This window comes from Collinsella sp. MSK.8.10 (assembly GCF_019041915.1).
Classification (GTDB): Bacteria; Actinomycetota; Coriobacteriia; order Coriobacteriales; family Coriobacteriaceae; genus Collinsella.
Window position 1 is genome coordinate 1 of record NZ_JAHPYF010000005.1, and the last position, 25,252, is coordinate 25,252.

26 protein-coding genes and 4 tRNA genes are annotated in these 25,252 nt (G+C 60.9%); all 30 read left to right on the forward strand.

The features are described from left to right. Nucleotides 1-377: hypothetical protein (locus KTF55_RS06270; protein ID WP_217108542.1), on the forward strand; the 377-nt coding region annotated here is incomplete at its 5' end. 267 nt (nt 378-644) lie between these two features. Further along, nucleotides 645-1,235, forward strand: a complete 591-nt coding sequence (locus tag KTF55_RS06275) for a hypothetical protein (protein ID WP_217108079.1) — start codon at nt 645-647, stop codon at nt 1,233-1,235. A gap of 23 nt (nt 1,236-1,258) precedes the next feature. Further along, entirely contained in the window at nt 1,259-1,783 is a 525-nt protein-coding gene (locus tag KTF55_RS06280) for a hypothetical protein (RefSeq protein ID WP_217108080.1), read from the forward strand. Nucleotides 1,784-2,395: 612 nt separating this feature from the next. Next, on the forward strand, nt 2,396-3,064 hold the full coding sequence (locus KTF55_RS06285; protein ID WP_217108081.1) for a DUF3990 domain-containing protein: 669 nt from the start codon (nt 2,396-2,398) through the stop codon (nt 3,062-3,064). After that, complete coding sequence (locus KTF55_RS06290) at nt 3,045-3,734, forward strand: helix-turn-helix domain-containing protein (RefSeq protein ID WP_217108082.1); 690 nt, start codon at nt 3,045-3,047, stop codon at nt 3,732-3,734. The genes KTF55_RS06285 and KTF55_RS06290 overlap by 20 nt, the downstream gene beginning before the upstream one ends. A 196-nt stretch (nt 3,735-3,930) precedes the next feature. After that, nucleotides 3,931-4,443, forward strand: a complete 513-nt coding sequence (locus KTF55_RS06295; protein ID WP_217108543.1) for a Fic family protein — start codon at nt 3,931-3,933, stop codon at nt 4,441-4,443. Nucleotides 4,444-4,488: 45 nt separating this feature from the next. After that, the gene (locus KTF55_RS06300; protein ID WP_217108084.1) at nt 4,489-5,277 is read left to right on the forward strand and encodes a DUF3825 domain-containing protein; all 789 of its coding nucleotides are present in this window, start codon (nt 4,489-4,491) and stop codon (nt 5,275-5,277) included. Nucleotides 5,278-5,415: 138 nt separating this feature from the next. Then, nucleotides 5,416-5,490 (forward strand) — tRNA-Val (locus KTF55_RS06305). A gap of 383 nt (nt 5,491-5,873) precedes the next feature. Next, a complete protein-coding gene (locus KTF55_RS06310; protein ID WP_217108085.1) occupies nt 5,874-7,031 on the forward strand; it encodes a hypothetical protein in 1,158 nt (385 codons plus the stop codon). A gap of 118 nt (nt 7,032-7,149) precedes the next feature. Next, a tRNA-Ala gene (locus KTF55_RS06315) sits at nt 7,150-7,222 on the forward strand. Nucleotides 7,223-7,420: 198 nt separating this feature from the next. Then, nucleotides 7,421-7,496, forward strand: a tRNA-Ile gene (locus KTF55_RS06320). 471 nt (nt 7,497-7,967) lie between these two features. Further along, a tRNA-Ala gene (locus KTF55_RS06325) sits at nt 7,968-8,040 on the forward strand. A gap of 75 nt (nt 8,041-8,115) precedes the next feature. Continuing rightward, nucleotides 8,116-10,149: an ABC-F family ATP-binding cassette domain-containing protein gene (locus KTF55_RS06330; protein ID WP_217108086.1), complete on the forward strand. Its 2,034-nt coding sequence runs from the start codon at nt 8,116-8,118 to the stop codon at nt 10,147-10,149. Next, on the forward strand, nt 10,136-10,432 hold the full coding sequence (locus KTF55_RS06335; RefSeq protein WP_226790600.1) for a hypothetical protein: 297 nt from the start codon (nt 10,136-10,138) through the stop codon (nt 10,430-10,432). The genes KTF55_RS06330 and KTF55_RS06335 overlap by 14 nt, the downstream gene beginning before the upstream one ends. Nucleotides 10,433-10,441: 9 nt before the next feature. After that, nucleotides 10,442-11,125: a site-2 protease family protein gene (locus tag KTF55_RS06340; RefSeq protein WP_217108087.1), complete on the forward strand. Its 684-nt coding sequence runs from the start codon at nt 10,442-10,444 to the stop codon at nt 11,123-11,125. 84 nt (nt 11,126-11,209) lie between these two features. Continuing rightward, nucleotides 11,210-12,022 (forward strand): ScpA family protein, encoded by an 813-nt coding sequence (locus tag KTF55_RS06345; RefSeq protein ID WP_217108088.1) that lies wholly within the window; start codon nt 11,210-11,212, stop codon nt 12,020-12,022. Nucleotides 12,023-12,033: 11 nt separating this feature from the next. Beyond that, on the forward strand, nt 12,034-12,762 hold the full coding sequence (gene scpB, locus KTF55_RS06350) for an SMC-Scp complex subunit ScpB (RefSeq protein WP_148331422.1): 729 nt from the start codon (nt 12,034-12,036) through the stop codon (nt 12,760-12,762). A 22-nt stretch (nt 12,763-12,784) separates the two neighbouring features. After that, nucleotides 12,785-13,714, forward strand: coding sequence for a pseudouridine synthase (locus KTF55_RS06355; RefSeq protein ID WP_217108089.1), 930 nt, complete (start codon nt 12,785-12,787; stop codon nt 13,712-13,714). A gap of 65 nt (nt 13,715-13,779) precedes the next feature. Then, nucleotides 13,780-14,466 carry a (d)CMP kinase gene (gene cmk / locus KTF55_RS06360; RefSeq protein ID WP_217108090.1) on the forward strand — a complete coding sequence of 229 codons (687 nt, stop codon included), beginning with the start codon at nt 13,780-13,782 and terminating at the stop codon, nt 14,464-14,466. A 3-nt stretch (nt 14,467-14,469) separates the two neighbouring features. Continuing rightward, a complete protein-coding gene (locus KTF55_RS06365; protein WP_217108091.1) occupies nt 14,470-15,198 on the forward strand; it encodes a lysophospholipid acyltransferase family protein in 729 nt (242 codons plus the stop codon). A gap of 2 nt (nt 15,199-15,200) precedes the next feature. After that, nucleotides 15,201-16,100: a 4-hydroxy-3-methylbut-2-enyl diphosphate reductase gene (locus tag KTF55_RS06370; RefSeq protein ID WP_217108092.1), complete on the forward strand. Its 900-nt coding sequence runs from the start codon at nt 15,201-15,203 to the stop codon at nt 16,098-16,100. A gap of 2 nt (nt 16,101-16,102) precedes the next feature. Further along, the gene (locus KTF55_RS06375) at nt 16,103-17,545 is read left to right on the forward strand and encodes a DUF512 domain-containing protein (RefSeq protein ID WP_217108093.1); all 1,443 of its coding nucleotides are present in this window, start codon (nt 16,103-16,105) and stop codon (nt 17,543-17,545) included. Between the two features lie 10 nt (nt 17,546-17,555). Further along, the gene (gene der, locus KTF55_RS06380) at nt 17,556-18,890 is read left to right on the forward strand and encodes a ribosome biogenesis GTPase Der (protein ID WP_118935334.1); all 1,335 of its coding nucleotides are present in this window, start codon (nt 17,556-17,558) and stop codon (nt 18,888-18,890) included. Further along, on the forward strand, nt 18,883-19,566 hold the full coding sequence (gene plsY, locus KTF55_RS06385) for a glycerol-3-phosphate 1-O-acyltransferase PlsY (protein WP_217108094.1): 684 nt from the start codon (nt 18,883-18,885) through the stop codon (nt 19,564-19,566). Before der ends, plsY begins: the two co-directional genes overlap by 8 nt. 9 nt (nt 19,567-19,575) lie before the next feature. Next, nucleotides 19,576-20,583: an NAD(P)H-dependent glycerol-3-phosphate dehydrogenase gene (locus KTF55_RS06390; protein WP_217108095.1), complete on the forward strand. Its 1,008-nt coding sequence runs from the start codon at nt 19,576-19,578 to the stop codon at nt 20,581-20,583. Between the two features lie 18 nt (nt 20,584-20,601). Further along, nucleotides 20,602-21,273 (forward strand): ribulose-phosphate 3-epimerase, encoded by a 672-nt coding sequence (rpe, locus tag KTF55_RS06395; RefSeq protein ID WP_217108096.1) that lies wholly within the window; start codon nt 20,602-20,604, stop codon nt 21,271-21,273. Nucleotides 21,274-21,279: 6 nt separating this feature from the next. Next, nucleotides 21,280-22,458, forward strand: a complete 1,179-nt coding sequence (locus KTF55_RS06400) for a cysteine desulfurase family protein (RefSeq protein WP_217108097.1) — start codon at nt 21,280-21,282, stop codon at nt 22,456-22,458. Next, on the forward strand, nt 22,455-23,264 hold the full coding sequence (locus KTF55_RS06405; RefSeq protein WP_217108098.1) for a Nif3-like dinuclear metal center hexameric protein: 810 nt from the start codon (nt 22,455-22,457) through the stop codon (nt 23,262-23,264). Before KTF55_RS06400 ends, KTF55_RS06405 begins: the two co-directional genes overlap by 4 nt. Further along, complete coding sequence (locus tag KTF55_RS06410; protein ID WP_217108099.1) at nt 23,261-23,980, forward strand: zinc ribbon domain-containing protein; 720 nt, start codon at nt 23,261-23,263, stop codon at nt 23,978-23,980. The genes KTF55_RS06405 and KTF55_RS06410 overlap by 4 nt, the downstream gene beginning before the upstream one ends. 3 nt (nt 23,981-23,983) lie before the next feature. Further along, a complete protein-coding gene (gene coaBC / locus KTF55_RS06415) occupies nt 23,984-25,195 on the forward strand; it encodes a bifunctional phosphopantothenoylcysteine decarboxylase/phosphopantothenate--cysteine ligase CoaBC (protein ID WP_254179356.1) in 1,212 nt (403 codons plus the stop codon). Nucleotides 25,196-25,252 lie beyond the last annotated feature (57 nt).

The window sequence follows — 25,252 nt, forward strand, 5'->3', positions numbered from 1 at the left end:
GCGGCGTGGTGGACGCCTCCGGGGGCATGGCTCCGCATGTGGTGGTTGAGCCCGATGTCGCCACGCCCCCGGCGGGGGAGACCGACGGGCGCGATGTTCCTGGCGATAGCGTGGAAAAGTCTCCCACCGATGCTAGCCCCGCTGCCGGAGAGCCCACCACAGGGCCCACGGCAAATCCCGCGCTGAAACCCGCGGCCGCGACAACCAAGACAACAACGACAGTAACCAAGGCCACGGTGTCCACGCCGTCAAGGCCCAAGACCGCAACCGCAACCACTGCGGCGCTCCCCAAGACTGCCGACAACAACTGGATCACCGCTTCCGTGACGCTTTTCATTCTGGGAACAGCGCTCCTGGCAGCCGCATATCGCTGCTAAGGCCTCGTTTAAGTGAGACCAGGGGAGAAGTGAATGCAGCTATTGCAGAAGCCTTTAGCCTTCCACTAAATCAATTTCTTAGAGATTGGTGCCGTATCAGCCATCGCTGCGACGGCACTATTTTGTTCAGCTCGACTGCCTCTCGATCCATTACCGATGTTGAGCCTTACACCCCATCTGCCAGAGCGATAAGATAATTGCAATTCAAATACTGCCGTTTATAAAGCTCCATTTGGATCCAATTGCCTATATCACTGGAGTCATACCATGAGGAACTACTATCAAATCAAAACCGTCGCATCGGCCCCTCCAAGGAGGCTCATCCCGATCGGAAAAGTCATCAGCGCTTCTGGTCTTGTGTTGGTAATTGTCAGTCTCTTTTCCGCTCTGTCATCGAGTGCCAACATATATGGTTCGCTTTCTTTTCCTTTCTTGCTCTTTGGCTTGTTCTTTTTTGTGGACGGGCTCCTTCTTGTTATTACGGCATCAAAGCAACAAGAGAAACTACTGGGGATACGCCAATCGCTCCTAGAAGATGATCCGCAAATCGTCGCAAGCGCCGAAGAGTTTATCGCTCAGCGAAAGGCCCTGACACAGCAAGGTGAAATTACTGGCATCTTCATTGTCCATAATGCAACCAAAGATCTGTACTACGTAGGCCAAAGCGCAAAGGCAATTGATCGGGCGGCCATACAGTTTCTCGGTAGGGGCAATTGCGATGTGTATGCCGATTACAAGTACGGTGACTCATTCAACGTGCGAATAATCCCGCTGTCGGGAAGCGGCTACGAAAGTCTCAATGAGCAAAAACGCGCAGCGATACAAGCGCTCGAGGCTGCTGATGAGGTGCTCTATTAAAGGCGAATGTTAGGTTAAATGAAATGGCAAGCTCAAATAACACTGGCAACAACGAGGAATTAACGCCGTCCGTCGAAGAAACGCTTCTTAACGAATCCGGCTCGATTGCCAGGGTCAAATCGTTCTCATGGATTTGGTTTATCAATAAGGAGCGAATCCACGACATAGATCCCGTTCAATGCGGCAAATGGATGTTCTTCTTCTCTCCATTCAAAACCGCCCTCATGGACGACATTGTCGGAACGGCAGTTCTAGATGGCGTCGTCGTAGAGGCCAAATACTCGAACCCCGAAACGCTCATCGTGGCGGGCTCGAAACAAGGTGTCTGCTGCTTTTACCTAAACGGTAACGATAGAGAAAGCCATAAGAGGGTACTGAGCTACATGCTGGAAAACGGGCTGATCAGGAAGACAAAGACCGGAAAGCTTTATAACATTTCGTTCAAGTTCGACTCTGAGACCTATGCAGGAAAGTACAAGGGGAGCGGCTTCTCCGGAAAGATAAAGCTCGCGGACTTCGTAGACCTGGAGACGGGAGAGTTTATCTAGGACAGCGGGGCGGAGTAATGAACTCTGCTTATGCTAGGGATGACGGGACCGTTCGCGTAGCCGTTGAGGGTCCGGTTGGCCCTGGCTTTGACCATGCGGAATGCTTCTTGCCTAGGGTTAATTGATTCAAAGTCGAAGGATTTACTACTGACGATCTGGTTTTTTTGACCGAGTTCGTTAGATCAAACGCTCCGTTTATCTTCGAGCTTGCAGAACGGCAAAAAGCTGGACCGGCGGTGGCATAATGCCTCGAATTCTTGTTTTTGGACAGTATATACGAGCTTGTTCTGGAGCTCGAGGAAGCGCTTGGTCAAATACCCGAGGGCTGACGAGCCGACCGTGTGACTTCTGGGTTTGCCTTGCAGCTTTTCCCATTCATTTGTATACTTAACTTATATTTTGGTCGTAAGGCGCGACCAACGGAATCAAAACAATGCTCGCGGAGAAGGCGCCTTCAATCGCATTGATTGCAGGCGCCTCTAATATCAAGCAATATCTATTCTGCCGGGGAGCGTGGAGTAAGGGCGTCGGTCGAATACGCCAGATAACAGGTATCGCCCTGACGATACTCTGATAAACTATCGTTAGGGCGATACCTGTTAGGAGACTCGTGTGAAGCTGTGGCATGGTTCTCAGAAAATCATTAAGGCTCCCCAGCTTGGCCTGGGGAAAGTCCATAACGACTATGGACAGGGATTCTATTGCACAGAGAGCCTCGACCTTGTAAAGGAATGGGCATGCTCTCGGGATGTCGATGGTTTTGCAAATAGATATGAACTCGATATGACCGATCTTAATATCCTCGACCTGCTATCGCCGCAATATAGCGTCATGCATTGGATAGCGTTGCTCATAGAGCATCGTTCTTTTCGTAAAGATACTGCCGTTGCCGTAGGGGCGTGCGAATATCTCCACGATCACTTTTTACCGGATACTGAAGCCTATGATGTGATTAGAGGATGGCGTGCGGACGACTCGTACTTTAGCTATGCCAGGGCATTTGTGAACAATACGATCACCGTTGAGCAACTTGGTCGATCTATGAGGCTTGGCAACCTGGGGGAGCAGATCATGCTCAAAAGCGAGCATGCGTTTAAGAATATTCGATTTGCTGGATTTGAGCGCGCACCGCTAGCCCTGTATGGCCCATTGGCCAGGGAACGAGACGAAGCAGCAAGAGAACAGTATCGGCAGCTGCTTGCCGAAAACCCGTTTGAGGGAATCCGCATCGTCGACATCATTCGAGAGGGGATGACTGCAGATGACCTGCGCATACAGTGAAGTGTATCTCGAGGACGCTATGAGAACGCTGGGCGAGGCAGTCGATTTTGCCCTCTGCGACCAAGGGCTGAATCCGACCGAACTGACGGCGATCTTGTCAAACGCTCTTGAGATGAAACAGTTTGAGCGCGGTATCCCACGCGTTGTCTGCGGCATGTCGGGCGACGAGCTTGCGCACGAGATCATTGTTCACGCGGGTCTGAAGCCCGTCGAATTCAGGGAGGCCTATCCGTTCGACCGTTCCCCGCAATACTGGGCAGGTTGGGTTTTGGCATACACGCAGTGGACGTGCGGCCTAGGTTTTAGCGACCTTTTTGAAGTGGCACCACTCGATTGGATTATCGGCTCGTACCATCCGCTCCACGAGGCCTCCGAAGATAAATTCGCCCAGATTGTCATCGAAAAATGGAACAACGCCCAGGCAGACAAAAAGGGCCTCAAGGCGGCACGAAAGGCTGCCGGACTAACGCAAAAACAGCTCGCCGCCCAATCGGGGGTTAAGCTTCGCGCCATACAACTCTACGAGCAGAACCAGCTCGACCTACGCCGTGCCTCGGTTTCCTCGGCATTGGCGCTTGCAGACACCCTAAACTGCACCATCGAAGACCTCGTCTGGCAACCGATTGCTCTGGAGTACGACTCGCAGGCTATTTCGTCTGTAAAGCTATAGAGGAGTCAGACATGCCTTGGAGCTATGTTCAACAAGATGACGGCGCTGATTGCGTTGCTCAAGAAGATCATTCAACTGCGCACGTGGCAAATTCAGCATCACCGATTTTGCTCGGCGGTACCACGTCAATCGACGAAGCTATTCGGCTGACCATTTCGAACATGCCCAACGCGCTCAGGCTCTTAGAGAACTCATGATGGCGGACACGAAGCGGGGAGCGCATCCGTTCGCGCCGCTCGTGCTCGATGATGCCGGTTCGCTCGAAGATATGGCCGCGGCCGTGATGCGCCTGCACAGCACGCTGATAAAGGTCGGGCGCTGCTATACAACCGACGCCACAGGCGACCGGGCCGCGCTTGAGCTTGGAAGTGTCGAGTCCGTGCTTGCGGGTGCATTCTGTACGATATTCGGTCAATCGCCGGCCGATCGCTTCGCAGACATCTTTGACCAGGTCACCTACGTGGTCGAGCACATGGTCAAGGACCACATCTTTGAAGACGGTAACAAACGAACCAGCCTTGTCTTTGCGTTGTCCGTCTTAAGGTTCGCAGGCACTCCGATCGTGCTGTCTGACAGCCCCGAACCAAAAGACAACCAGTACTACGCCTGGATCCAGGACCTCGTTTCCAGTCGCCGCACGAACAGCGAGCTAGCCGAAGAGCTGCGCTGCGGATTCGTTGCGGGCACGGGCGATCTGTCGCTCGTATAGAATCTAAGCATCCGCACGCCGGTTAATGAATTGATTGGACGCCACATGGAACTCCCTAGCACCCTGTGCAGCAATGTCTACGACTTTGCGTTTTGCCCCGAGCCCTGCTACGACCGCCTGGCCGACCTCGCCGATCCAGAGGACTGGGGTCCCGGCAACCGCATCCTCAAAAACTACCTGTCGTTTTCGTTTAGCCGCGCGGTGTTCCTGACCGAGCGTGACTTGGACCAGACCGGGCCGTCCAACCTGCCGCTGGTGTTCGACGATGACCGCTGCCTGTTCAATACCGGCCTGTACACGCGTCGCTACGAGACCATCTACGGCCTGTTTGAGCCCAACACCAAGCCCGACGCGCGCCAGCGCTGGTTTTTGAAGGGCTTCTTTAAGGAGAGCGACCCCATGCTGGTCTCGTTTGAGTACCTGCCGTGCCGCGTGCGCTTTGCCGAGGACCCCTCCGAGCTGGTCTTTGACTATCGACTGCCCATCCGCTCCAACATCGACCACATTCTGGGCGACGAGGAGAACCTTACGCGCATCCCCGCCAGCCTGATGGGGGAGGACAACTCGCTGCTGCTGCGCCGCGCCTTTGAGGGTGCCGTCGTCGAGGCCGCCCGCCGCGCCGCAGCCAACTACACGCTCGCCGTGCCGCAGTTCTACGGCGGCCGGATCCAGCTGCTCTTGCCGCTGTGCCTGACCGGCGACAAGCCCGAGCTGGCGCTGACCATCCAGCGCGAGGACGGTTTCTACGCAGCGCGCACCTGCCTCACGCTCGACATGGCTTACAACAACGCGCGACTTATCTGCCGCCCCGAGACCTCGTGGATTAAGCGATAAGGGGTGGTTAAGCTGCGGTTTTGTTGGTTGACTGGGTTGAAACAGCGCGGTTTGCTCTCACGAATTTATAATCGAGGGCAAAAAGTTCTTGGTAAACCGCGCACGGCTATGTTAGTATCTCTTTTGCCGAAAGGCGACGGGCGATTGGCTCAGGGGTAGAGCATATCCTTCACACGGATGGGGTCACAAGTTCGAATCTTGTATCGCCCACCATCAAAAGAGCAGGTCAGAGGTGTTAAGCCTCTGGCCTTTTTCTTTTTGACACCAAGGGTGACACCAAAAGTGACACCAAAATCGAATCGAAGTCGTATAAGGCGTCGTTTTTTATCGCGCCCTTTTTGCTGACGCCATTGCATGTTTTGCATAAAACACATCTGTATTTTCATTGAACTCCCCATGTGATTCGAACGAAAATGTGGAGACAGGGACCGCATGCCCAGAGCGCCTTCCAGCGGATTTCTATCACACGACGGTTTTTCACCAGAACTCGTCAAGCATTTGGTCAGCTTCTGGTACTTACCGGCATGATGCCCCAGTAGATAATCGGCGATGCCCACAATCCGCACGGTCTATAGCCGATACCAGGGAAGACGCAAATGGAAGAAATCGTCTGCGCAAACACCGCATTCCGTTACTGGCGCTGCCCGCCACAGGTCCGCGACCTCTACCCGAGACTGCCAGCCCCAGAAAACGGCTGGCGAGCCCTATCTCAATCGCCCTTTGTAGTCGACATCCTCAAGACCCCGATTATTACCGCAACAGTGCCCGGTGGCATTAATTACCATTCGGGATTACGGACAACAATCCACTGTGATGATGCTTCGGAGGTAGATAGCACGCTGGAAACCGCGATGGGCTTTAGGGTTACCAATCCACTTGCGACGCTATTTACCATGGCGCGCTTTGTTTCTCCAACCGATCTTGTCCTTGCCATGTACGAATTCTGCGGATGGTTCTCAGTCTTTGAGCCCACGGTAGCAGTAGAAGCGGAACTAGACAAAGCCAATGAGGCTGCCGAGAATGCAACCACCGAATCCCTCTTTGACCTCGATGAAAGCCAAGACGAACCACAATGGAAACGCGTTTATGCGTGCATAAATGCCAAAGAACAGGTAAATACGAAGGGGCCCAACGGACAAAAGAAGACGAAGGGGGTCACAAGGCTAAAGGGCATTTCGCTCTGGATGAGGAAGCCACTCATCGAATTACACGAGCTTCATGAGTACGCCAGTAAGATGAAAAGACGAAAGTGGGGTACAAAGTTTTACAACGCCGCGCAGCTGGTGACAGGTATAGCAGCTTCTCCGCTTGAAGTTGCAGGAATTTTATTACTATCGCTTCCTCGCTCTCGCGGCGGTGCCGGCTTTCGTAACGTTTATGTTAACGACCTTACGCCGCTTACCGCATCGGCGCAGAGCATTGCAGGGCAAAAAGTCTGCTACGGGGATATCGTGATCGTGAATCCAACCATAATGAAGGCAGGCATCGTGGAGATTCAGGGAGAGGTCATCCACGGATCAGGCGCCGTGCTCGACCACGATGCCAAACGAATGACGGCGCTGCAAAGTATGGGGTACGACGTCTTCCTGGTTACGCACGACATGCTTAACGATGCCGAGCAACTTGATGCGATCGTGCGAAGTCTTTGCTCGCGCTTGGAATTGCGCTATAGGTGCAAAAATAAGGCGCAAAAGACGACAGAAATGGAGTTGCGAGCCAACGTACTATGCAACTGCCTGGAAATCGGTCGTTAGACGGGTGCCTTGCTCACTTCCGGGCGCCCTCGGTCGGCTGCCCGCGATGCCGCCGGAAAATTTTTCCAAAAATGTCCTTGCATCGCCGTCCGAGTTCCCGTATAGTACTTCTTCGCACGGGGGCGTAGCTCAGCTGGGAGAGCGCTTGACTGGCAGTCAAGAGGTCAGGGGTTCGATCCCCCTCGTCTCCACCCGAGCATTGAATGAGGCTCCAACGCAAGTTGGGGCCTTTTTTCATATAGGAACACAAGGTCAAAGGCGGCACCATGATCCTCCTGGTCGACAAGATCGTGCGTTGAACGGGTTCCGCGCGCATGGTAGTATTTCACATCGTGGTTCAAAGCGTTGGAGGCTGTTCTGCCACCCCAACTGCAAGCGCCACTTTATAAGGGCTCTTGGCGCAACGGTTAGCGCAGGGGACTCATAATCCCTGGGTTCTGGGTTCGAATCCCGGAGGGCCCACCAGGTTTTTCAACAGGTCAGGCAATATGTCTGGCCTGTTTTCTTTTTCATGGCATTAGTTTTCACTTGCAAATAGCCTGCTTGCTCATTTCCGGGCGCCCTCGGTCGGCTGCCTGCGATGCCGCCGCCACGAAACCGGCCCATCTACTACGTTTAACCCCGACCCCTCGACCATACCCCGTATTTCGCGAAAACCGCAGGCCGTCTACCTGCGGTTTTATTTCTGCCCGAGACGCCATGGTCGGGGGATGTCGCCCAAACGTAGTAGATGGGCCGGTTTCGTGGCGGGGGTCCCGGGGGCGGCCGGAGTGGAGCCTGATAGGCGGGCGGCGGCAGCGCCGCCCGCATCGGCCCCGCGGGCGCTGGTCTCCGCCGTCGCGGCCCCGCGGGACTCCGGCGCCCGCGCCCCCCGGAAAGTTTTCCAAAAATGTCCTTGCATCGCCGTCCGAGTTCCCGTATAGTACTTCTTCGCACGGGGGCGTAGCTCAGCTGGGAGAGCGCTTGACTGGCAGTCAAGAGGTCAGGGGTTCGATCCCCCTCGTCTCCACCCGAGCATTGAATGAGGCTCCAACGCAAGTTGGGGCCTTTTTTCATATAGGCACACAAGGTCAAAGGCGGCACCATGATCCTCCTGGTCGACAAGATCGAAAAAAGCTTCGGCGCGCGCGTCCTCTTTAGCGGCGCGTCCTTCCAGATCAACCCCGGCGAGCGCTTCGCGCTCGTGGGCCCTAACGGCGCCGGCAAAACCACCATGCTCAAAATCATCATGGGCATCGACAGCCCCGACGCCGGCCAGGTCCAGTACGCCAAGGACTGCCAGGTGGGCTACCTAGAGCAGGAAACTAATCTGGAGCACAAGGACACCACCATCCTTGCCGAGGTCATGGCCGCCGCCAAGGAAATCCGCCGCATGGGCGAGCGCGCTAACGAGCTGCAGGCCCAGATCACCGAGCTCTCCGAGCAGGGCAAGGACGTCGACGCACTCCTTAACGAGTACGGCCAGGTCCAGGACCGCTTTGAGCACCTGGGCGGCTACGAGCTCGAGAGCAACGCCCGCAAAATCCTTTCCGGCCTGGGCTTTAAGGTCACCGACTTTGAGCGCCCATGCTCCGAGTTCTCGGGCGGCTGGCAGATGCGCATCGCGCTCGCCAAGCTCTTCCTGCGCCACCCCGACCTGCTGCTGTTGGACGAGCCCACCAACCACCTGGACCTCGAAAGCGTCCAGTGGCTGCGCGGCTTTATCGCCAACTACGACGGCGCCGTCCTCATCGTCAGCCACGACCGCGCCTTCATGGACGCCTGCGTCGACCACGTCGCCGCCCTCGAGAACCGCCGCGTGACCACCTACACCGGCAACTACAGCAGCTACCTCAAGCAGCGCGAGGACAACCTGGAGCAGATGCGCGCCAAGCGCGCCGCCCAGGAGCGCGACATCGCCCACATGCAGGTTTTCGTCGACAAGTTCCGCTACAAGCCCACCAAGGCAGCCCAGGCCCAGGAGCGCATCCGCAAGATCGAGCAGATCAAAAAGGAGCTTGTCATCCTACCCGAGGGCCACAAGCACATCGACTTTAAGTTCCCCGACCCGCCGCGCTCCGGCGACATGGTCGTGGGCCTGGAGGGCGTCTCCAAGTCCTACGGCAACAAGCACATCTACAGCGACATCGACCTCAAGCTCTACCGCGGCGAGCACGTGGCGCTCGTCGGCCCCAACGGCGCTGGCAAGTCCACGCTCATGAAGATCCTCGCCGGCCTGGAGCCGCCCACCACCGGCACCCGGGACCTGGGCACCAACGTGGGCGTGGCCTACTACGCCCAGCACGCACTCGAGGGCATGACCGAGTCCAACACCGTCCTGCAAGAGATCGACACCGTCACGCCCAAGTGGACCGTGCCACAGCAGCGCAGCCTACTGGGCGCCTTCCTGTTTAGCGACAACGATTCCATCGAGAAGCAGGTTCGCGTCCTCTCCGGCGGCGAAAAAGCGCGTCTGGCCCTGGCCAAGATGCTCGTGGCCCCCGAGGCGCTCCTGTGCCTGGACGAGCCCACCAACCACCTAGACATCGACTCGGTGGACATGCTCGAGAACGCCCTGCAAAACTTCCCCGGCACCATCGTGCTGATCAGCCACGACGAACACCTGGTGCGCGCCGTGGCCAACCGCGTCATCGACATCCGCGACGGCCAAGTCACGGTCTACGACGGCGACTACGACTACTACCTCTACAAGCGCGAGGACCTCGCAGCCCGCGCCGCCGCCGAGGCGTCCACGGAGAGCGCGCCGGCCACGACCAAGTCCACCAAGGCCAGCGCCGCCCAGGCCGACACCCCCGTCGCCGCCCCCAAGCCTGCCGAGGGCAAAAAGACCAAGGAGCAAAAGCGCGCCGAGGCCCAAGCCCGCGCTGCGCTCAACAAAAAGCTCAAGGGCGTGCGTAACCAGCTCAAGAAGATCGAGACGGAGCTCGACAAAAAGCGCGCCCGCTATGACGAGCTTATGGAATTGATGGCAAGCGAAGAGCTTTATGCCGATCAAGACAAGTTCAACGCCGCGCTGGGGGAATATAACGGCCTTAAGCAAGAGCTGCCCAAGCTCGAGGACGAATGGCTGGAGCTTTCCACCCAGATCGAAGAGGAGACCGCGCGTGAACTCTCGTAAAGCCGCTGCCGTGGCGATGAGCATCATCGCCATCGCCTGTCGCATCTGCGGCATCTTTATGAGCGCGATGACCGTGCTGCTGTGTTTTAGCGGCCTCACCGCCAAGCTGCAGATCGTAGGCTTTGTCGTTGAGCTTTCGCGCGCACTGCCGAGCGCCATCGCCGGCTATGGCGTCATCACGTCGCCCTTTGGCGGCGTGTTCCGCCTGGATTACGCCATCGTCGCCGTGATCCTGTTTGTGATCGACTACCTGCTCACGCGCGCCTCGCGCCACGTCCGCTAGGGGAGCGCTATGTCCAGCAGCTACCTCATGAACCTGCTCGCCAGCGCCGTTGCCGTCATCGTGGGCATCGTGATCCACGAGAGCGCACACGCCGCCGCGGCCTGGGCGCTCGGCGACAAGACGGCCCGTTCGCGCGGGCGCGTCTCGCTCAACCCGCTCAACCATATCGACCCGTTTGGCACCATCATCCTGCCGCTGCTCATGCTCGCGGCCGGCGGCCCGGTGTTCGCCTTCGCCAAGCCCGTGCCCGTCTACCTTAACAACCTCAAGCACCCCAAGCGTGACGAGGTCCTGGTGAGCGCGGCCGGCCCCGCGTCGAACATCGCACTCGCGTGCCTTGCCGCGGCACTCATGCACGTGGCGTACGGCAACCTCTACACCGGCATCTCCTTTGCCCTGGCGTCACAGATCATGAACTTCGGCGCCACGTTTATCGTGGTTAACCTGTCACTCGCATTCTTCAACCTCATCCCGATCCCGCCGCTCGATGGCTCGTCGATCATCGTGCCGTTCCTCAAAGGCAAGGCGCTCAACAACTACTACCACCTGCAGCAATACGCCATGCCCATCCTCATCATTGTGCTGTACCTGCTGCCCATGTGGACCGGCATCGACGTTATCGGCCGCTTTTTCGACGTTACCGTGTATCCGCTGGCCGAGTGGCTGCTCAACTTCGCAATCGCCGGCATCTAAGGTAAACTTACAGGTCGACCGTGCAAAACGGTCGTAACATGCACCCAAACCGCGCCGCGAAGGCGCCGTCAAAGGAGGTCGAAGATGTCGTATCGCGTGTCGACGCAGGTCTACAGCGGACCGTTCGACCTGCTGCTGCAGCTGGTAACCCGACAAAAAGTAGATATCGGCGCTATCTCCATCAGCGAGGTGGCCGAGCAGTACCTTGCCGAGGCTGAGCGCATCGAGGCGCTGGACCTGGACGTGGCGAGCGACTTTCTGCTGGTCGCGGCAACCCTTCTGGACATCAAGGCCGCCTCTCTGGTCCCGCAGGAGGACCCGCGTAAAATTGATGACGACGATGGCGAGTTCGACGAAGACCTCGAGGAACTCAGCGCGCTCGACGGCGACGCCCTGCGCGAGGTCCTGATTCAGCGTCTGATTGCCTACAAGCAGTTTAAGGGTGCGGCTGCGGCCCTCGGTGCCCGCATGCAGGCCGAAAGCCGCATGCACCCGCGTGTGGCCGGCCCCGACCCCGAGTTTTTGGGCCTTATGCCCGACTACCTGGCCGGCATCACCCTGCGCGGCCTCGCCGTCATCTGTGCCGACCTGGACGGCAAGCGCCAGACCTTCCTGCTGGAGGCCGAGCACGTGGCGCCGCATCGCGTGCCGCTCGATCTGACCGTAGCCTCGGTCGACCGCTTTACCATGGCGCACCAAACTTGCACCTTCCGCGAGCTGTTGGACGGCGACGCCACCACCGAGCAGCTCGTCGTCACCTTCCTGGCCATGCTTGAGCTTGCCAAGCGCGGCTCGCTCACGCTGAGCCAGGACGAGATCTTCGGAACCATCTGCATCAACCGCGTCGAGGGCGCCGAGGCATACGTGCCCGGCGAGGGCCCCGAGCTCACCGAATAGGAGCCGCAACCATGTCAACCCTTTCCACGCTGGAGGCAAACAGCCTCAAAGGCGCCCTTGAGGCGCTGCTGCTGGTGTCGAGCGACCCCGTGAGCGCACCCGCGCTGGCAGGTGCGCTGGATATCGCCCCGGGCGAGTGCGCATCGCTGCTCGCCGAGCTCAAGGTTGAGTACGAGGAGGCCAACCGCGGCTTTCAGCTGCGCGAGGTCGCCGGCGGCTGGCGCCTGTTTACGCATCCCGCCTACCACGACGTGGTCGAGGCCTACGTGCTGAGCTGGGACACGCAAAAGCTGTCGCAGGCGGCGCTCGAAACCCTGGCCGTCATCGCATACCACCAGCCTGTGACGCGCGAGGTGGTCAAGGGCATCCGCGGCGTCAACTCCGACGGCGTCATCGCGTCGCTCGTGGACAAGGGCCTGGTGCGCGAGCTCGGCCGCGATCCCCAGCGCGGTCAGGCCATCATTTACGGCACGACCAACGCCTTCTTGGAAAAGTTCGGTCTGCGCTCCACCCGCGACCTGCCCGACCTGGAGCAGTTTGCCCCCGACGAGCAATCGCGTCAGTTTATCCGCGAGCGCCTGAGCGGCCGCAGCATTCAGTCCACGCTCGAGGAGCAGGCCGATGACCTGGACGAAGAGCGCGAACTGCTCGATACCGATGTTGAAGATGTTGAGGCAGTCGAGGACTTGGAAACCCTGGTCGTCGACAAGACCTCGGAGGATTTGCATGACGAGGACTAACGAAGTAGGGGAGACGCACGCCATGGGTAACGCAGTACCCGCCACCGACGCCCAGCCCGTCTATCCGCACACCATGCGCCTGCAGCGCTTTTTGGCGCGCGCGGGCGTGGCGAGCCGCCGTGGCTCGGAGGACCTAATGACCGCCGGCCGCGTGACCGTCAACGGCGAGGTCGCGACCGAGCTGGGCACCAAGGTCGATGTCGACCACGATCACATCGAGGTCGACGGCATGCCCGTCAAGCTCAACCAGGGCGCCGTGTACTTGATGCTCTACAAGCCGACCGGCTACCTCACCACCATGAGCGACCCGCAGGAGCGCCCTTGCGTGGCCGACCTGGTCCCGCGCGACCGCTTTCCGGGCCTGTTTCCAGTGGGCCGCCTGGACCGCGACACCACGGGCCTTTTGCTCTTTACCACCGACGGCGACCTGTCGCAGGATCTGCTGCACCCCAGCAAGCACGTCTACAAGACCTACCAGGCGCTCGTGGACGGACGGCTGTCCGACCGCGACTTGGAACCACTCCGCAGCGGCATCGAGCTCGACGACGGCCTGTGCCAGCCGGCGTTCTGCCGCGTCATCAACGCGCGCGAGGCCGAGGCTGTGGCACCGCAAGGCGTCAAGCCCGGTACCACCGCCGTGGAGGTCATCATCCGCGAGGGTCGCAAGAACCAGGTCAAGCGCATGCTGAGCAAGATCCACCATCCGGTAATCCGCCTGCACCGCTGCAACTTTGCCGGCCTTGAGCTCGAGGGCGTGGCCAAGGGCTCATGGCGCGAGCTCACCGACCGCGAGGTGCAGATCCTCAAGGCCGGCGGCATCCCGCCCAAGCAGGCGAGCGCCAAGCGCAACGGCGGCAAGCCCCAAGATACGCCCGCCAGCCGCACGCGTCACCACGGCAGCCACGGCTCCGCACCCAAGCGCAACACCTACCGCGAGCGCTACACAGGCTAGGCAACCCGCCGCGCCCCAGCGCCCCGAACCATACCAGCACGTCAACCATCGAAAGGAAGCATTGCATGATCGTCGCCATCGACGGCCCCGCCGGTTCCGGCAAATCCACCATCGCCAAGGAGATCGCCCGCCAGCTGGGCTTTAACAAGCTCGACACGGGCGCCATGTATCGCGCCGTCACGTTCGCCGCGCTCGACCGCGGCATCGACCTGGACGACGAGGCGGCCATCGACGCCCTCGCCGAGCAGATCGAAATCCGCTTTACCAACGGAACCGGCGAGGATACGCGCCTGACCATTGACGGACAGGACGCATCGGCCGCCATTCGTACCCCGCAGGTCGACGCCAACGTGTCCAAGGTCTCGGCCTATCCGGGCGTGCGCACCGCCATGCTCATCCACCAGCGCCGCGCCGCCGAGGACCGCGATATCGTGGCCGAGGGTCGCGACATCGGCACCGTCGTGTTCCCCAACGCGCAGGTCAAGATCTTCCTGACTGCCGACCCGCGTGAGCGCGCCCGCCGCCGCGTGCTGCAGCGTCACCAAAACGACGCCCAGCCGCTCACGTCCGAGCAGCTCGAAGCCGAGGTCGACGAGACCCTCGACGCCCTTAAGCAGCGCGACAAGCTCGACAGCAGCCGCGAGGTCGCCCCGCTCGTACCCGCCGAGGACGCCGTGCACGTCGACTCCACCGCCCACACCATCGACGAGGTCGTCTCGATAATCGAGGACCTTATCAACCAAAGGAGGTAGCCCATGCGCCTGTTTAAGCAGACGCCCGAGGACTATTACAACGCCCCCTACGCAGAGTTCCCAGCGCTCATCCGCGGCACCGTCGTCGTAGTCATGGCCATCCTTTGGGCCTTCTCCAAGCTCATGTGGCGTTGGAAGGTCGAAGATGCCGATCTGCTGTTTGAGCGCCAGGACGGCCGCGGCAGCGTGGTCATCTGCAACCACACCTCGATGGCCGAGCTCTTGGCCGTGGAGACGGCGCTGTTCTTTGGGGGCCGCCGCATTCGTCCCATCTTTAAGTCCGAGTTCGCCAAGAGTAAGATTGTGCGCTGGGCCTTTAGCCGCGTTGGCGGCATCCCCGTGGAGCGTGGTACTGCCGATATGAAGTGCCTGCGCGCCGCCCAGCATGCGCTGCAGCGCGGCGAGGACGTCCTGATCTTTCCCGAGGGAACGCGCATCCGCTCGCGCGAGATCAAGCCCGAGGTCCACGGCGGTTTTGCGCTCATCGCTCAGATGGGCAAGGCGCCCGTTAACCCGCTCGCCATCTGCGGCTGGTCCGACATCACGCCCGCGGGCAAAAAGCTCATGCGTCCCAAGAAATGCTGGATTCGTGCCGGCAAGGCCGTCTCGCTTTCGGACGCGCCGGCCGGACTTAAGCGCACGGAGCGCTTGGCCTGGTTTGAGTCCGAGGCTATGGACCGTGTCTATAAGATGCGCGACGACCTGTGCGCTGAGCATCCGGGCAGGTTCTAGCCATGAGCGAGAACATTATGGACACCAACGCGACTACGTCCGACCGGAACGGCGCGCCTACCATCGAGATCGCCGCCCACGCCGGCACCTGCTACGGCGTGCAGCGTGCGCTCGATATGGCATTGGCGGCCGCCCCGCAGGCGGAGAAGAACGCTCAGGTCCACACTCTGGGCCCGCTCATTCATAACCCCATCGTGGTGCGCGAGCTTGCCGAGGCAGGCGTTGGCCTGGCCGACACCTTGGACGACGCCACGTCGGGCACCGTGATCATCCGCGCCCACGGCGTGGTGCCGCAGGTGATCGAGGCCGCTCGCGAGCGTGACCTTACTGTGGTCGACGCCACCTGCCCATACGTGAAGAAGGTCCATGTGGCGGCCGAGCGCCTGGTGCGCGAGGGCTACCGCGTAATCGTCGTGGGCGAGCCGGGCCACCCCGAGGTCGAGGGCATTCTGGGCCACGCCGGCGATAACGCGCAGGTCGTAAGCTGTGCCGCCGATGCGGACGCGCTGCCGCTCAAGGGCAAGGTGGGCCTGGTTGTGCAGACCACCCAGACCGCGCAGAACCTGGCCGAGGTTGTGGCCTCCATCACCCCGCGCGTGCAGGAGCTGCGTGTGATCAACACGATCTGCGCCGCCACGAGCGAGCGCCAGCAGGCAGCCGCAACCCTCGCCAACCGCTGTGATTGCATGGTCGTCGTGGGCGGCAAAAATTCGGGCAACACCCGCCGCCTGGCGCAGATTTGTGCCAATGCCTGCGAGCTCACACATCATATCGAGGAAGCTTCCGAGCTCGAAGCCGCATGGTTTGTCAACGCGCGCCACATCGGCATCACCGCCGGAGCCTCCACCCCGCAAGAACACATCGAACGCGCCGTTGCGCGCATTAAGGAGCTTTGCCGCTAGTTATGGACCAGACCGTACCCGCATACGCCGCCGAGGTGGCCGATTACGGGCGCAGCCGCGACCCCGAGCCGGGTGAGGGCGCGCTCGTAAAGAACGTGCGTCCCGAATCGCCCGCGTGGGATGTGGGTATCGAGCCGGGCATGCGCGTGCTCACGGTCAATGGCGAGCGACTCACCGACATGATCGTGTGGCTCTGGGAGGCCGACGACGACACCGTCGAGCTGGAGGTATTCGACCCGCGCGACAACACCGTCTCGCCCGTGGAGCTCGACCGCTTCCCGGGCGAGGACTGGGGCCTGGAGTTCGACGGCCCCATCTTCGATGGCATGCGTACCTGCGTTAACGCATGCGTATTCTGCTTTATGACCATGCTTCCCAAGGGCGGCCGCTCCACGCTCTACATCCGCGACGACGACTATCGTCTGAGCTTTTTGCAGGGCAACTTTGTCACGCTCACGAACCTCACCGACGAGGACGTGCAAAACGTCATCCAGCGCAACATGAGTCCCATGAACGTGTCGGTCCACGCTGTGAGCCCCGACGTCCGCCGTCGTATGATGGGCCGTAACGCTCAGCGAGGCATGGACGTACTCGAGACCATCATGGCCGCCGGCATCGAGATTCACGCGCAGATCGTGTTGTGCCCCGGCATGAACGACGGCGAGGAGCTGGAAAAGACCCTGCGCTTTTGCGAGGAGCACGAGCAGATCACAAGCCTGGGCATTGTGCCGCTCGGTTTTACCAAGCACCAAAACCGCTTTAGCTGGTCATACAGCGACAAGCCCGAACTAGCGCGCGAGACCATTGCCATGATCCGGCCCTTCCAGGACCGCGCCTACGAGCGCTTTGGCCGCCACACCTTCCAGATGAGCGACGAGTTCTATCTGGACGCCGGCATCGATCCTCCCGAGGCGGACTTTTACGACGGTTACCCGCAGTACTACGACGGCATCGGCATGATCCGCTCCTATCTGGACGAGACCGACGACGTGCTGGCTACCGATGCCGAACGCCTGACCCGCGTTCGCGAGGGAATCGCCGCCCGCAGCCAGCGCCTGCTGTGCCTCTCGGGCGCCAGCGCGCGCGATACGGTCGCGCGCTTTGTGGAATCGCCGCACGGCCTCGCCGGCACCGTCACGGCCATCAAGAACCGCTACTTTGGCGGCAACGTGGACGTGACCGGCCTCATCGTCGCGAGCGACATCCTGGAGCAGCTGCCGCAAGACCTGTCGGGGGTTATGCTCTTTGTGCCTAAGCTCATGTTCAACGCTGACGGCATGACGCTTGACGAGTATCATCGTGACGATTTACTCGCAAGCCTTACCAGTCGCGGCGCCGAGGTTCATGTGGTGTCGACCATGCCGCATGAGTTGCTCGATACCCTGGAGCACATCCTTGGCATAGCGCCCGCCAATTCAACTATTCCCGCTGACCCTACCCATTAAAGGAGAGCAGATGAAACCTATCGTCGCCGTCGTCGGACGCCCTAACGTGGGCAAGTCCACGCTCGTTAACCGCCTGGCCCAGACCTCGGACGCCATCGTCCACGAGTCCCGCGGCGTCACGCGCGACCGCTCATACCACACGGCCGATTGGAACGGCCGCGAGTTCACCATCGTAGACACGGGCGGCATCGAGCCGCTCAAGAGCGATGACGTCTTCGCCACGTCCATTCGCGACCAGGCCCTCGCCGCCGCCGAGGAAGCCGCCGTCATCCTGTTTGTGGTCGACGGCCGCACCGGCGTCACCGAGGAGGACGAGTCGGTCGCTCGCATGCTCAAGCGCTGCGACAAGCCGGTCTTTCTGCTGGTGAACAAGCTCGACAACCCCGATCGCGAGAACGACAGCATCTGGGAGTTCTATTCGCTCGGCATCGGTGAGCCCACGCCGCTTTCGGCCCTGCACGGCCACGGCACGGGCGACCTGCTCGACGACATCGTGGCGCTGCTGCCGGAGGAAGAGGACGAGGTCGCCGACGAGTTCCCCGACGCGCTCAACGTCGCCATCATCGGCCGCCCCAACGCCGGTAAGTCGTCGCTGTTCAACCGCATCCTGGGTGCCGATCGCTCCATCGTGTCCAACATCGCCGGCACCACGCGCGATGCCATCGATACCGTCGTAGAGCGCGATGGCAAACACTACCGCATGGTCGATACCGCGGGCATCCGCAAGAAGAGCACCGTGTACGAGAACATCGAGTACTACTCGATGGTCCGCGGCCTGCGCGCCATCGACCGCGCCGACGTGGCGCTGCTCGTCGTCGACGCCTCCGTGGGCGTCACCGAGCAGGACCAGAAGGTCATGGGCTTGGCCATCGAGCGCGGCTGCGCCATCGTGGTGCTGCTCAACAAGTGGGACCTGCTCGACGACGACCGTAAGCGCGAGGCCTGCATGGAGACCGTCGACCGCCGTCTGGGCGTTATGGCTCCCTGGGCACAGTACCTGCGCATCTCTGCCCTGACCGGCCGCAGCGTCGAGAAGATCTGGGCGATGGTCGACGCCGCCGAAAAGACGCGCTCGCAAAAGATCAGCACCTCGCGCCTCAACACGTTCCTCACCGACCTGCGCGAGTTCGGCCACACCGTGGTGGACGGCAAGCGCCGCCTGCGCATGCACTACGTGACCCAGACGGGCGTCAACCCGCCGACGTTCACGTTCTTCGTCAACCACAGCGACCTGGTCAACGACACCTACCAGCGCTACGTGGAGAACCGCATGCGCTCGACCTTCGATTTTGCCGGCACGCCCATTCGACTCTTCTTTAGGAAGAAGGAGCAAAAGGATGCATAATCCGATTCTGCTGACCGCCATCTGCGCCGTGGTCTCGTTCTTTATCGGAGCGATTCCGTTTGGCCTGATCCTGGGCCGCGTGTTCAACCATACCGACATTCGCAAGGCGGGCTCCGGCAACATCGGCACCACCAACGCCCTGCGTGTGGCCGGCCCCAAGGTGGCCGCGCTCACGCTGCTGCTCGACTGCCTTAAGGGCGCTATCTGCGTCCTTATCGCGCGTCCGCTTATCGCCGACATGGGCTATGGCTTCCCCGTGAGCATTATGGCCCCCGGCGCTGCCGGCGACTGGATGCTCGGTGTCATCTGCCTGGCGGCCGTATGGGGCCACATATTCTCGCCGTACCTCAACTTCCACGGTGGCAAGGGTATCGCGGTCGGTCTGGGCGTCATCCTCGCCTGGTACTGGCCCATTGGCCTGTCGCTGCTGGGCATGTTCATCGTGGCCGTCGCCATTACCAAGTACGTGTCGGTGGGCTCGCTTGCCGCCGCCGTCGGCCTTCCCATCGCCGCCTGTGCGGTCTTTCCGTACAGCAGTCTAGGACTTAAGTTTTGCATGGCGATGATCGGTATCACCGTGGTGTGGGCTCATCGCGCGAACATCAAGAAGCTCATGACGGGTAAGGAGTCCAAGCTCTCGTTTACCAAGCGCGTCACCGAGCCCGACGATAAGTAGGAGAGAGTCATGAATGTTGCGCTGATTGGCTCCGGCTCCTGGGGAACCGCCGTCGCCGGCCTTGCCGCCGCGCGAGCCGAGCACGTGACCATGTGGGCCCATAGCGAGCAGACCGCCGTCGGCATTAACGGCGAGCACCGCAATCCCCGGTATCTGGTGGACTACGAGCTGCCCGGCAACGTTGTCGCCACCACGGACCTGTCGCAGGCGCTCGACGGCGCCGACTCCATTATCTTTGCCGTGCCCTCCACACACCTGCGCAGCGTATGTCATCAGGCAGCACCCTTCATCGCTGCCGGCACCCCGGTGCTCTGCCTCACCAAGGGCATTGAGCCCGAGTCTGGCCTGCTCATGAGCGAGGTCATCGCCAGCGAGATCGGCAACGAGTCGCGCGTGGCGGCGCTCTCGGGCCCCAACCATGCTGAGGAAATCTGCCGCGGTGGACTTTCTGCCGCCGTCATCGCCAGCGAAGATCCGCAGATAGGGGAGACCTTTAAGGACCTGCTCCTGTCCACGGCCTTCCGCATCTACCTGTCACAGGACATGACCGGCGTCGAGGTTTGCGGCGCCATGAAAAATGTCATCGCGATCGTGTGTGGCATCTCCGCCGGTACCGGTTCGGGCGACAACACGCTCGCCCTTATCATGACGCGCGGCCTGGCCGAGATCAGCCGTCTGGTGCATGCCCGCGGCGGGCAAGCTATGACCTGCATGGGACTTGCCGGCATGGGTGACCTCATCGCCACCTGCACCTCGGAGCATTCGCGCAACCGCACCTTTGGCTACGAGTTTGCCCACGGCGTGTCGCTCGACGAGTATCAGGAGCGCACGCATATGGTTGTCGAGGGCGCCGTCGCGGCCCGCAGCGTCAGCGAACTTGCCCGTTCACTGGGCGTAGACATTCCGCTCACCTTTGCCGTGGAGCAAACGCTCTACAACGGTGTTACTTTGGATAGGGCGCTCGAGATTCTTACCGATCGCGTCCCTTCTCAAGAGTTCTACGGACTCACCGACTAGCGCAGAAAGGCTTCTACCATGGGTTCCATCAAAATCGCTCCGTCCGTCCTTTCGGCCGATATGGCCAACCTCAAGGGCGAGCTCGACAAGATCGCCGGTGCCGACTACGTGCACTTCGACGTTATGGACGGTCACTTTACCGGCAACCTCACCTTTGGCGTCGACATCCTCAAGGCCGTCAAGCGCTCCACCGATGTACCGGTCGACGCGCACCTGATGGTGTCGAACCCCGACGAGACGGTCGATTGGTACACCGACGCCGGTGCCGATATGATCACCGTCCACTACGAGGCTTCCACGCACCTGCACCGCACGCTCACCCATCTGCAGCAGCGCGGCGTCAAGGCAGGCGTTGTGCTCAACCCCGCCACCCCCGTGTGCGTGCTCGAGAGCATCATCGACGTCGTCGATATGGTGCTGCTCATGAGCGTGAACCCGGGCTTTGGCGGCCAGAGCTTTATCCCGGGCACTATCGCCAAACTGCACGAGCTCAAGGCCATGTGCGAGCGCCACGGCGTGTCGCCCATGATCGAGGTCGACGGCGGCATTTCTTCCAAGAACATTGCCGAGGTCGTCAAGGCTGGTGCCAACGTTCTCGTGGCCGGCTCCGCCGTATTTAAGTCCGAAGATCCCGCCGCCGAGGTTGCGCTGCTGCAGAAGCTGGGCAATGAGGCCGCACAGGAGGCATAAACCCTTATGACCGCAGGTCAAAACCGCATACCCGTGAATCTTGACTACGCCGCCTCGACGCCCATGCGCGCCGAGGCGCTCCTTGCGCAGCGCGAATATGACGACAGCGAGCTTGCCGGCGTCAACCCCAACTCGCTGCACTCGCTCGGCCGCAAGGCCGCCGCGCGCCTGGAGGTTGCCCGTCGCGAGATCGCCCATAGCTTTGGCGCACGCGTCCGCCCGTCCGAGATTGTTCTGACCAACGGCGGCACCGAAGCCAACCAGCTGGCGCTGCTCGGTCTTGCCGAGGGCGCTCGTCAGCGCGATCGCAAGCGCGATCGTGTAATCGTTTCGGCCATCGAGCACGATTCGATTCTGGACAACCTGCCGCTGCTGCGTGCCGCCGGCTTTACCGTCGACCTGGTGCAGCCCTGCCGCGCGGGCTACATTGAGCCTGCCACGCTGAGCGACTTGCTGAGCGACGACGTGTCGCTCGTGAGCATTATGGTCGCCAACAACGAGACCGGCGTGGTGCAGCCCATCCGCGAGCTTGCCTCGGCCGCTCATACCGTGGGCGCAGTGTTCCACACCGATGCTATCCAGGGCTATCTGCACATTCCACTCGATGTCACCGAGCTGGGCGTCGATGCTATGTCCGTCGCGGCCCACAAAATTGGCGGTCCTGTGGCATCCGGCGCGCTCTACGTTAAGACCCGCACGCCACTGCGCCCCCGCATCTTTGGCGGCGGACAGGAAGCCGGACGTCGCGCCGGCACGCAGGACCTGCGCACGCAGCTAGCCTTTGCCGCTGCTGCCCGCACGCTGGTGCCCCAAGTGGCTCAGGAGCGCGAAAAGCTGCAAGCCCTTTCCGACAAACTCTACGCCACGCTTACGGCCCATCCACGCATTCATGCCACCATGGGCGACTACGAGCAGGTCGACCGTCTGCCGGGTATGGTTTCGATCTACGTCGACGGCATGGACTCCGAGGAGCTCATCGTCAAGCTCGACGCCGCCGGCTTTGAGGTTTCGGCCGGCTCTGCCTGCTCGAGCGGCAGCATGGACCCGAGCCACGTTTTGAGCGCGATGGGCATCGGTCGCGAGCAGGCATTGGGAGCACTGCGCATTTCCTTTGATGACCGCGTGAATCCGAGCGATCTGGACGAGTTCGCCCGGACGCTGCTCTCGATCGTGGGTGCCGCATGATCGTCGCCGAGCTTGAGCGCGCGCTGCTGGCACGCTATCCCAAGGCGGACGCCGAGGGCTGGGATCACGTAGGACTCTCCGTTGGCGATCCGGCCGCGGAGATCACCGGCGTTGCCTGCGCACTCGATGCGACCGTGGCTAACGTTCGCCGCGCCCAAGAAGCCGGCGCCAACGTGCTGCTGACGCATCATCCCATATACATCAAGGCACCCGAGGCCTTTTGTCCGGCGGATGCCACACGACCCCAGTGCAGCGCGGCCCTCTACGAGGCTGCCCGCTGCGGCGTGAGCATTATTTCGCTCCACACCAATCTGGACCGCTCGCACGAGGCGCGTGCCTGCCTAAGTGAGCTGCTGGACGCCGTGCCCGTGAGCTCGCTGGAGCACGTAGACGACCCCGAGTCGACCGGCCTTGGCGCGCTTGCGACGCTCAACGACCCGTGCACGCTGCGCGATCTTGCCGCCCGTGCTGCCACGGCCTTCGGAAGCGACCCGCGTGTATGGGGCGATGCCGAGCGCTCGTGCCGCACCGTCGCCATTCTGGGCGGCTCCCTCGGTGACTTTGGCGAACTTGCCATCGCCGCCGGTGCGGATGTTGTCCTGACGGGCGAGGCAGGCTATCACGTGGCGCAGGACCTTGCCTTGCGTGGGCTACCGGTGATCTTGCTCGGCCACGACCGCTCCGAGGAGCCGTTCGTTGATATATTGATGAACTCTGCAGTTGACGCCGGGGTCGACCCCCGTCATGCGATTAAAATACTGAACCCTTGCCAATGGTGGACTGTGACAAAAGGAGAGAACTTATGAGCGCCGGCGCTACGCTACTCAAGCTGCAACAGATCGATTTGGAGCTCACCCGCAACAAGAGTGAACTTGCCAATATGCCGGAGCTCAAGGAGCTCGCTTCCAAGCGCAAGACCTATGTGAAGCTCAAGTCCGAGATGACCAAGCTCTACGCCCAGCGCAAGGATCTGGACATTGAGCTCGACGATCTCAATACCACCGAGATTCAGACCAACAACGCCATCGAGGCTGCCAAGAAGCGCCACGTCGACGGCTCCGACTACCGCGAGGTTCAGGACCTGGAAAACGAGCTCGCCACCCTGGCCAAGCGTCTGGACAAGATTGAACACACCCGCAAGGACGTCGTTGTCGCCCATAAGGAGGCGCTCGACCGCGAGGCCCGCGCGCAGGCAATCATCGCCAAGTTCGAGGAGGGCGTGAAGGCCGATACCAAGGCCGCCCGCGCCAAGGCTGCCGACCTGCAGGCTCAGATTGACGCCGCCGCTAAGGAGCGCACCGCGCTTGCTGCCACGCTGCCGGCCGACGTTCTCACCGACTACGAGCGTCTGCTCAAGCAGTTCCGTGGCCTGGCCGTCGAGACCATCCAGGGCAACATCCCCACGGTCTGCCACACCGCGCTGCAGGCATCGTCCATGAGCGACCTCAACCACGACGGTAGGTCAATTACGCACTGCCCGTACTGCCACCGCCTCCTGGTGCTCCCGAGCAAGGAAGCTTAAACGATGGCGGCACCCAACAATTCAATGCAACTTGAGGGAAATACGATCCTGCTGGGCATTACCGGCGGGATCGCCGCCTATAAGTCGTGCAATATCGTGCGCCTGCTGCAAAAGCGCGGCGCGCGCGTCAAGGTCGTTATGAGCGAGCATGCCACCGAGTTTGTGGGGCCGCTTACCTTCCGCGCACTCACCAATGAGCCGGTCGCGGTGGGCCTATTCGACGATCCCTCCGACCCCATCCACCACATTTCGCTGGCGCAGGAGCCCGATCTGGTGGTCGTGGCGCCCGCGACGGCCAATATCATCGCCAAGATGGCCAACGGCGTCGCCGATGACCTCATCTCCACCACGCTGCTTGCGACGCCGCGACCCATCGTGATCGCACCCGCTATGAACAACGGCATGTGGAAGGCGCCGGCGACGCAGGCCAACATGGCCACGCTGCGCGAGCGCGGTGTCCATGTGGTGGGTCCGGGCAGCGGCTACCTTGCCTGCGGCGACGTGGACACGGGACGCATGAGCGAGCCCGAGGACATCGTAGAGGCTGTCTGTGAGGTGCTCAACCCCGCGCCACAGGACCTGGCGGGTAAGCGCATCGTAATTACCGCCGGTCCCACGCACGAGCCGATCGACCCCGTGCGATTCATTGGCAACCGTTCTTCGGGCAAGATGGGCATCGCCCTGGCGGGGGAGGCCGCACGCCGCGGCGCTGCGCTCACGCTCGTGTTGGGACCGACATCACTCGATGTGCCCTGCGGCGTGGAGTGCGTGCGCGTGCAGACCGCCGCAGAGATGCTCCAGGCGGCCCTGAGCGCCTTCCAGACGGCCGATGCGGCAATTTGTGCGGCCGCCGTCGCCGACTACACCCCCGCGGCCCCTGCGGACCATAAGCTCAAAAAGGCCAACGAGCGCCTGGATCGCATCGAACTGGTCGAGACGGTCGATATTTTGGCCGAGCTCTCGCGCCAGAAGGGCGAGCGATGCGTGATCGGATTTGCGGCCGAGACCGATAACGTTGTCGAGTACGCAGAGCGCAAATTGGCCCGCAAGGGGTGCGATGTAATAATCGCCAACGATGTCTCACGCACCGATTCGGGCTTTGGGACCGACACCAACAAGGCCTGGATTGTGAGCACAACGGGTACGCAAGAACTTCCCGTACTAACAAAACCCCAGCTCGCAGATACAATTTTGGACTTGCTTCAAAAATTGTAAAAAAGTTCTTGCACAAGTCTAAAGTTTCGGGTTAATATACTCCCTGTTGCGAGCGAG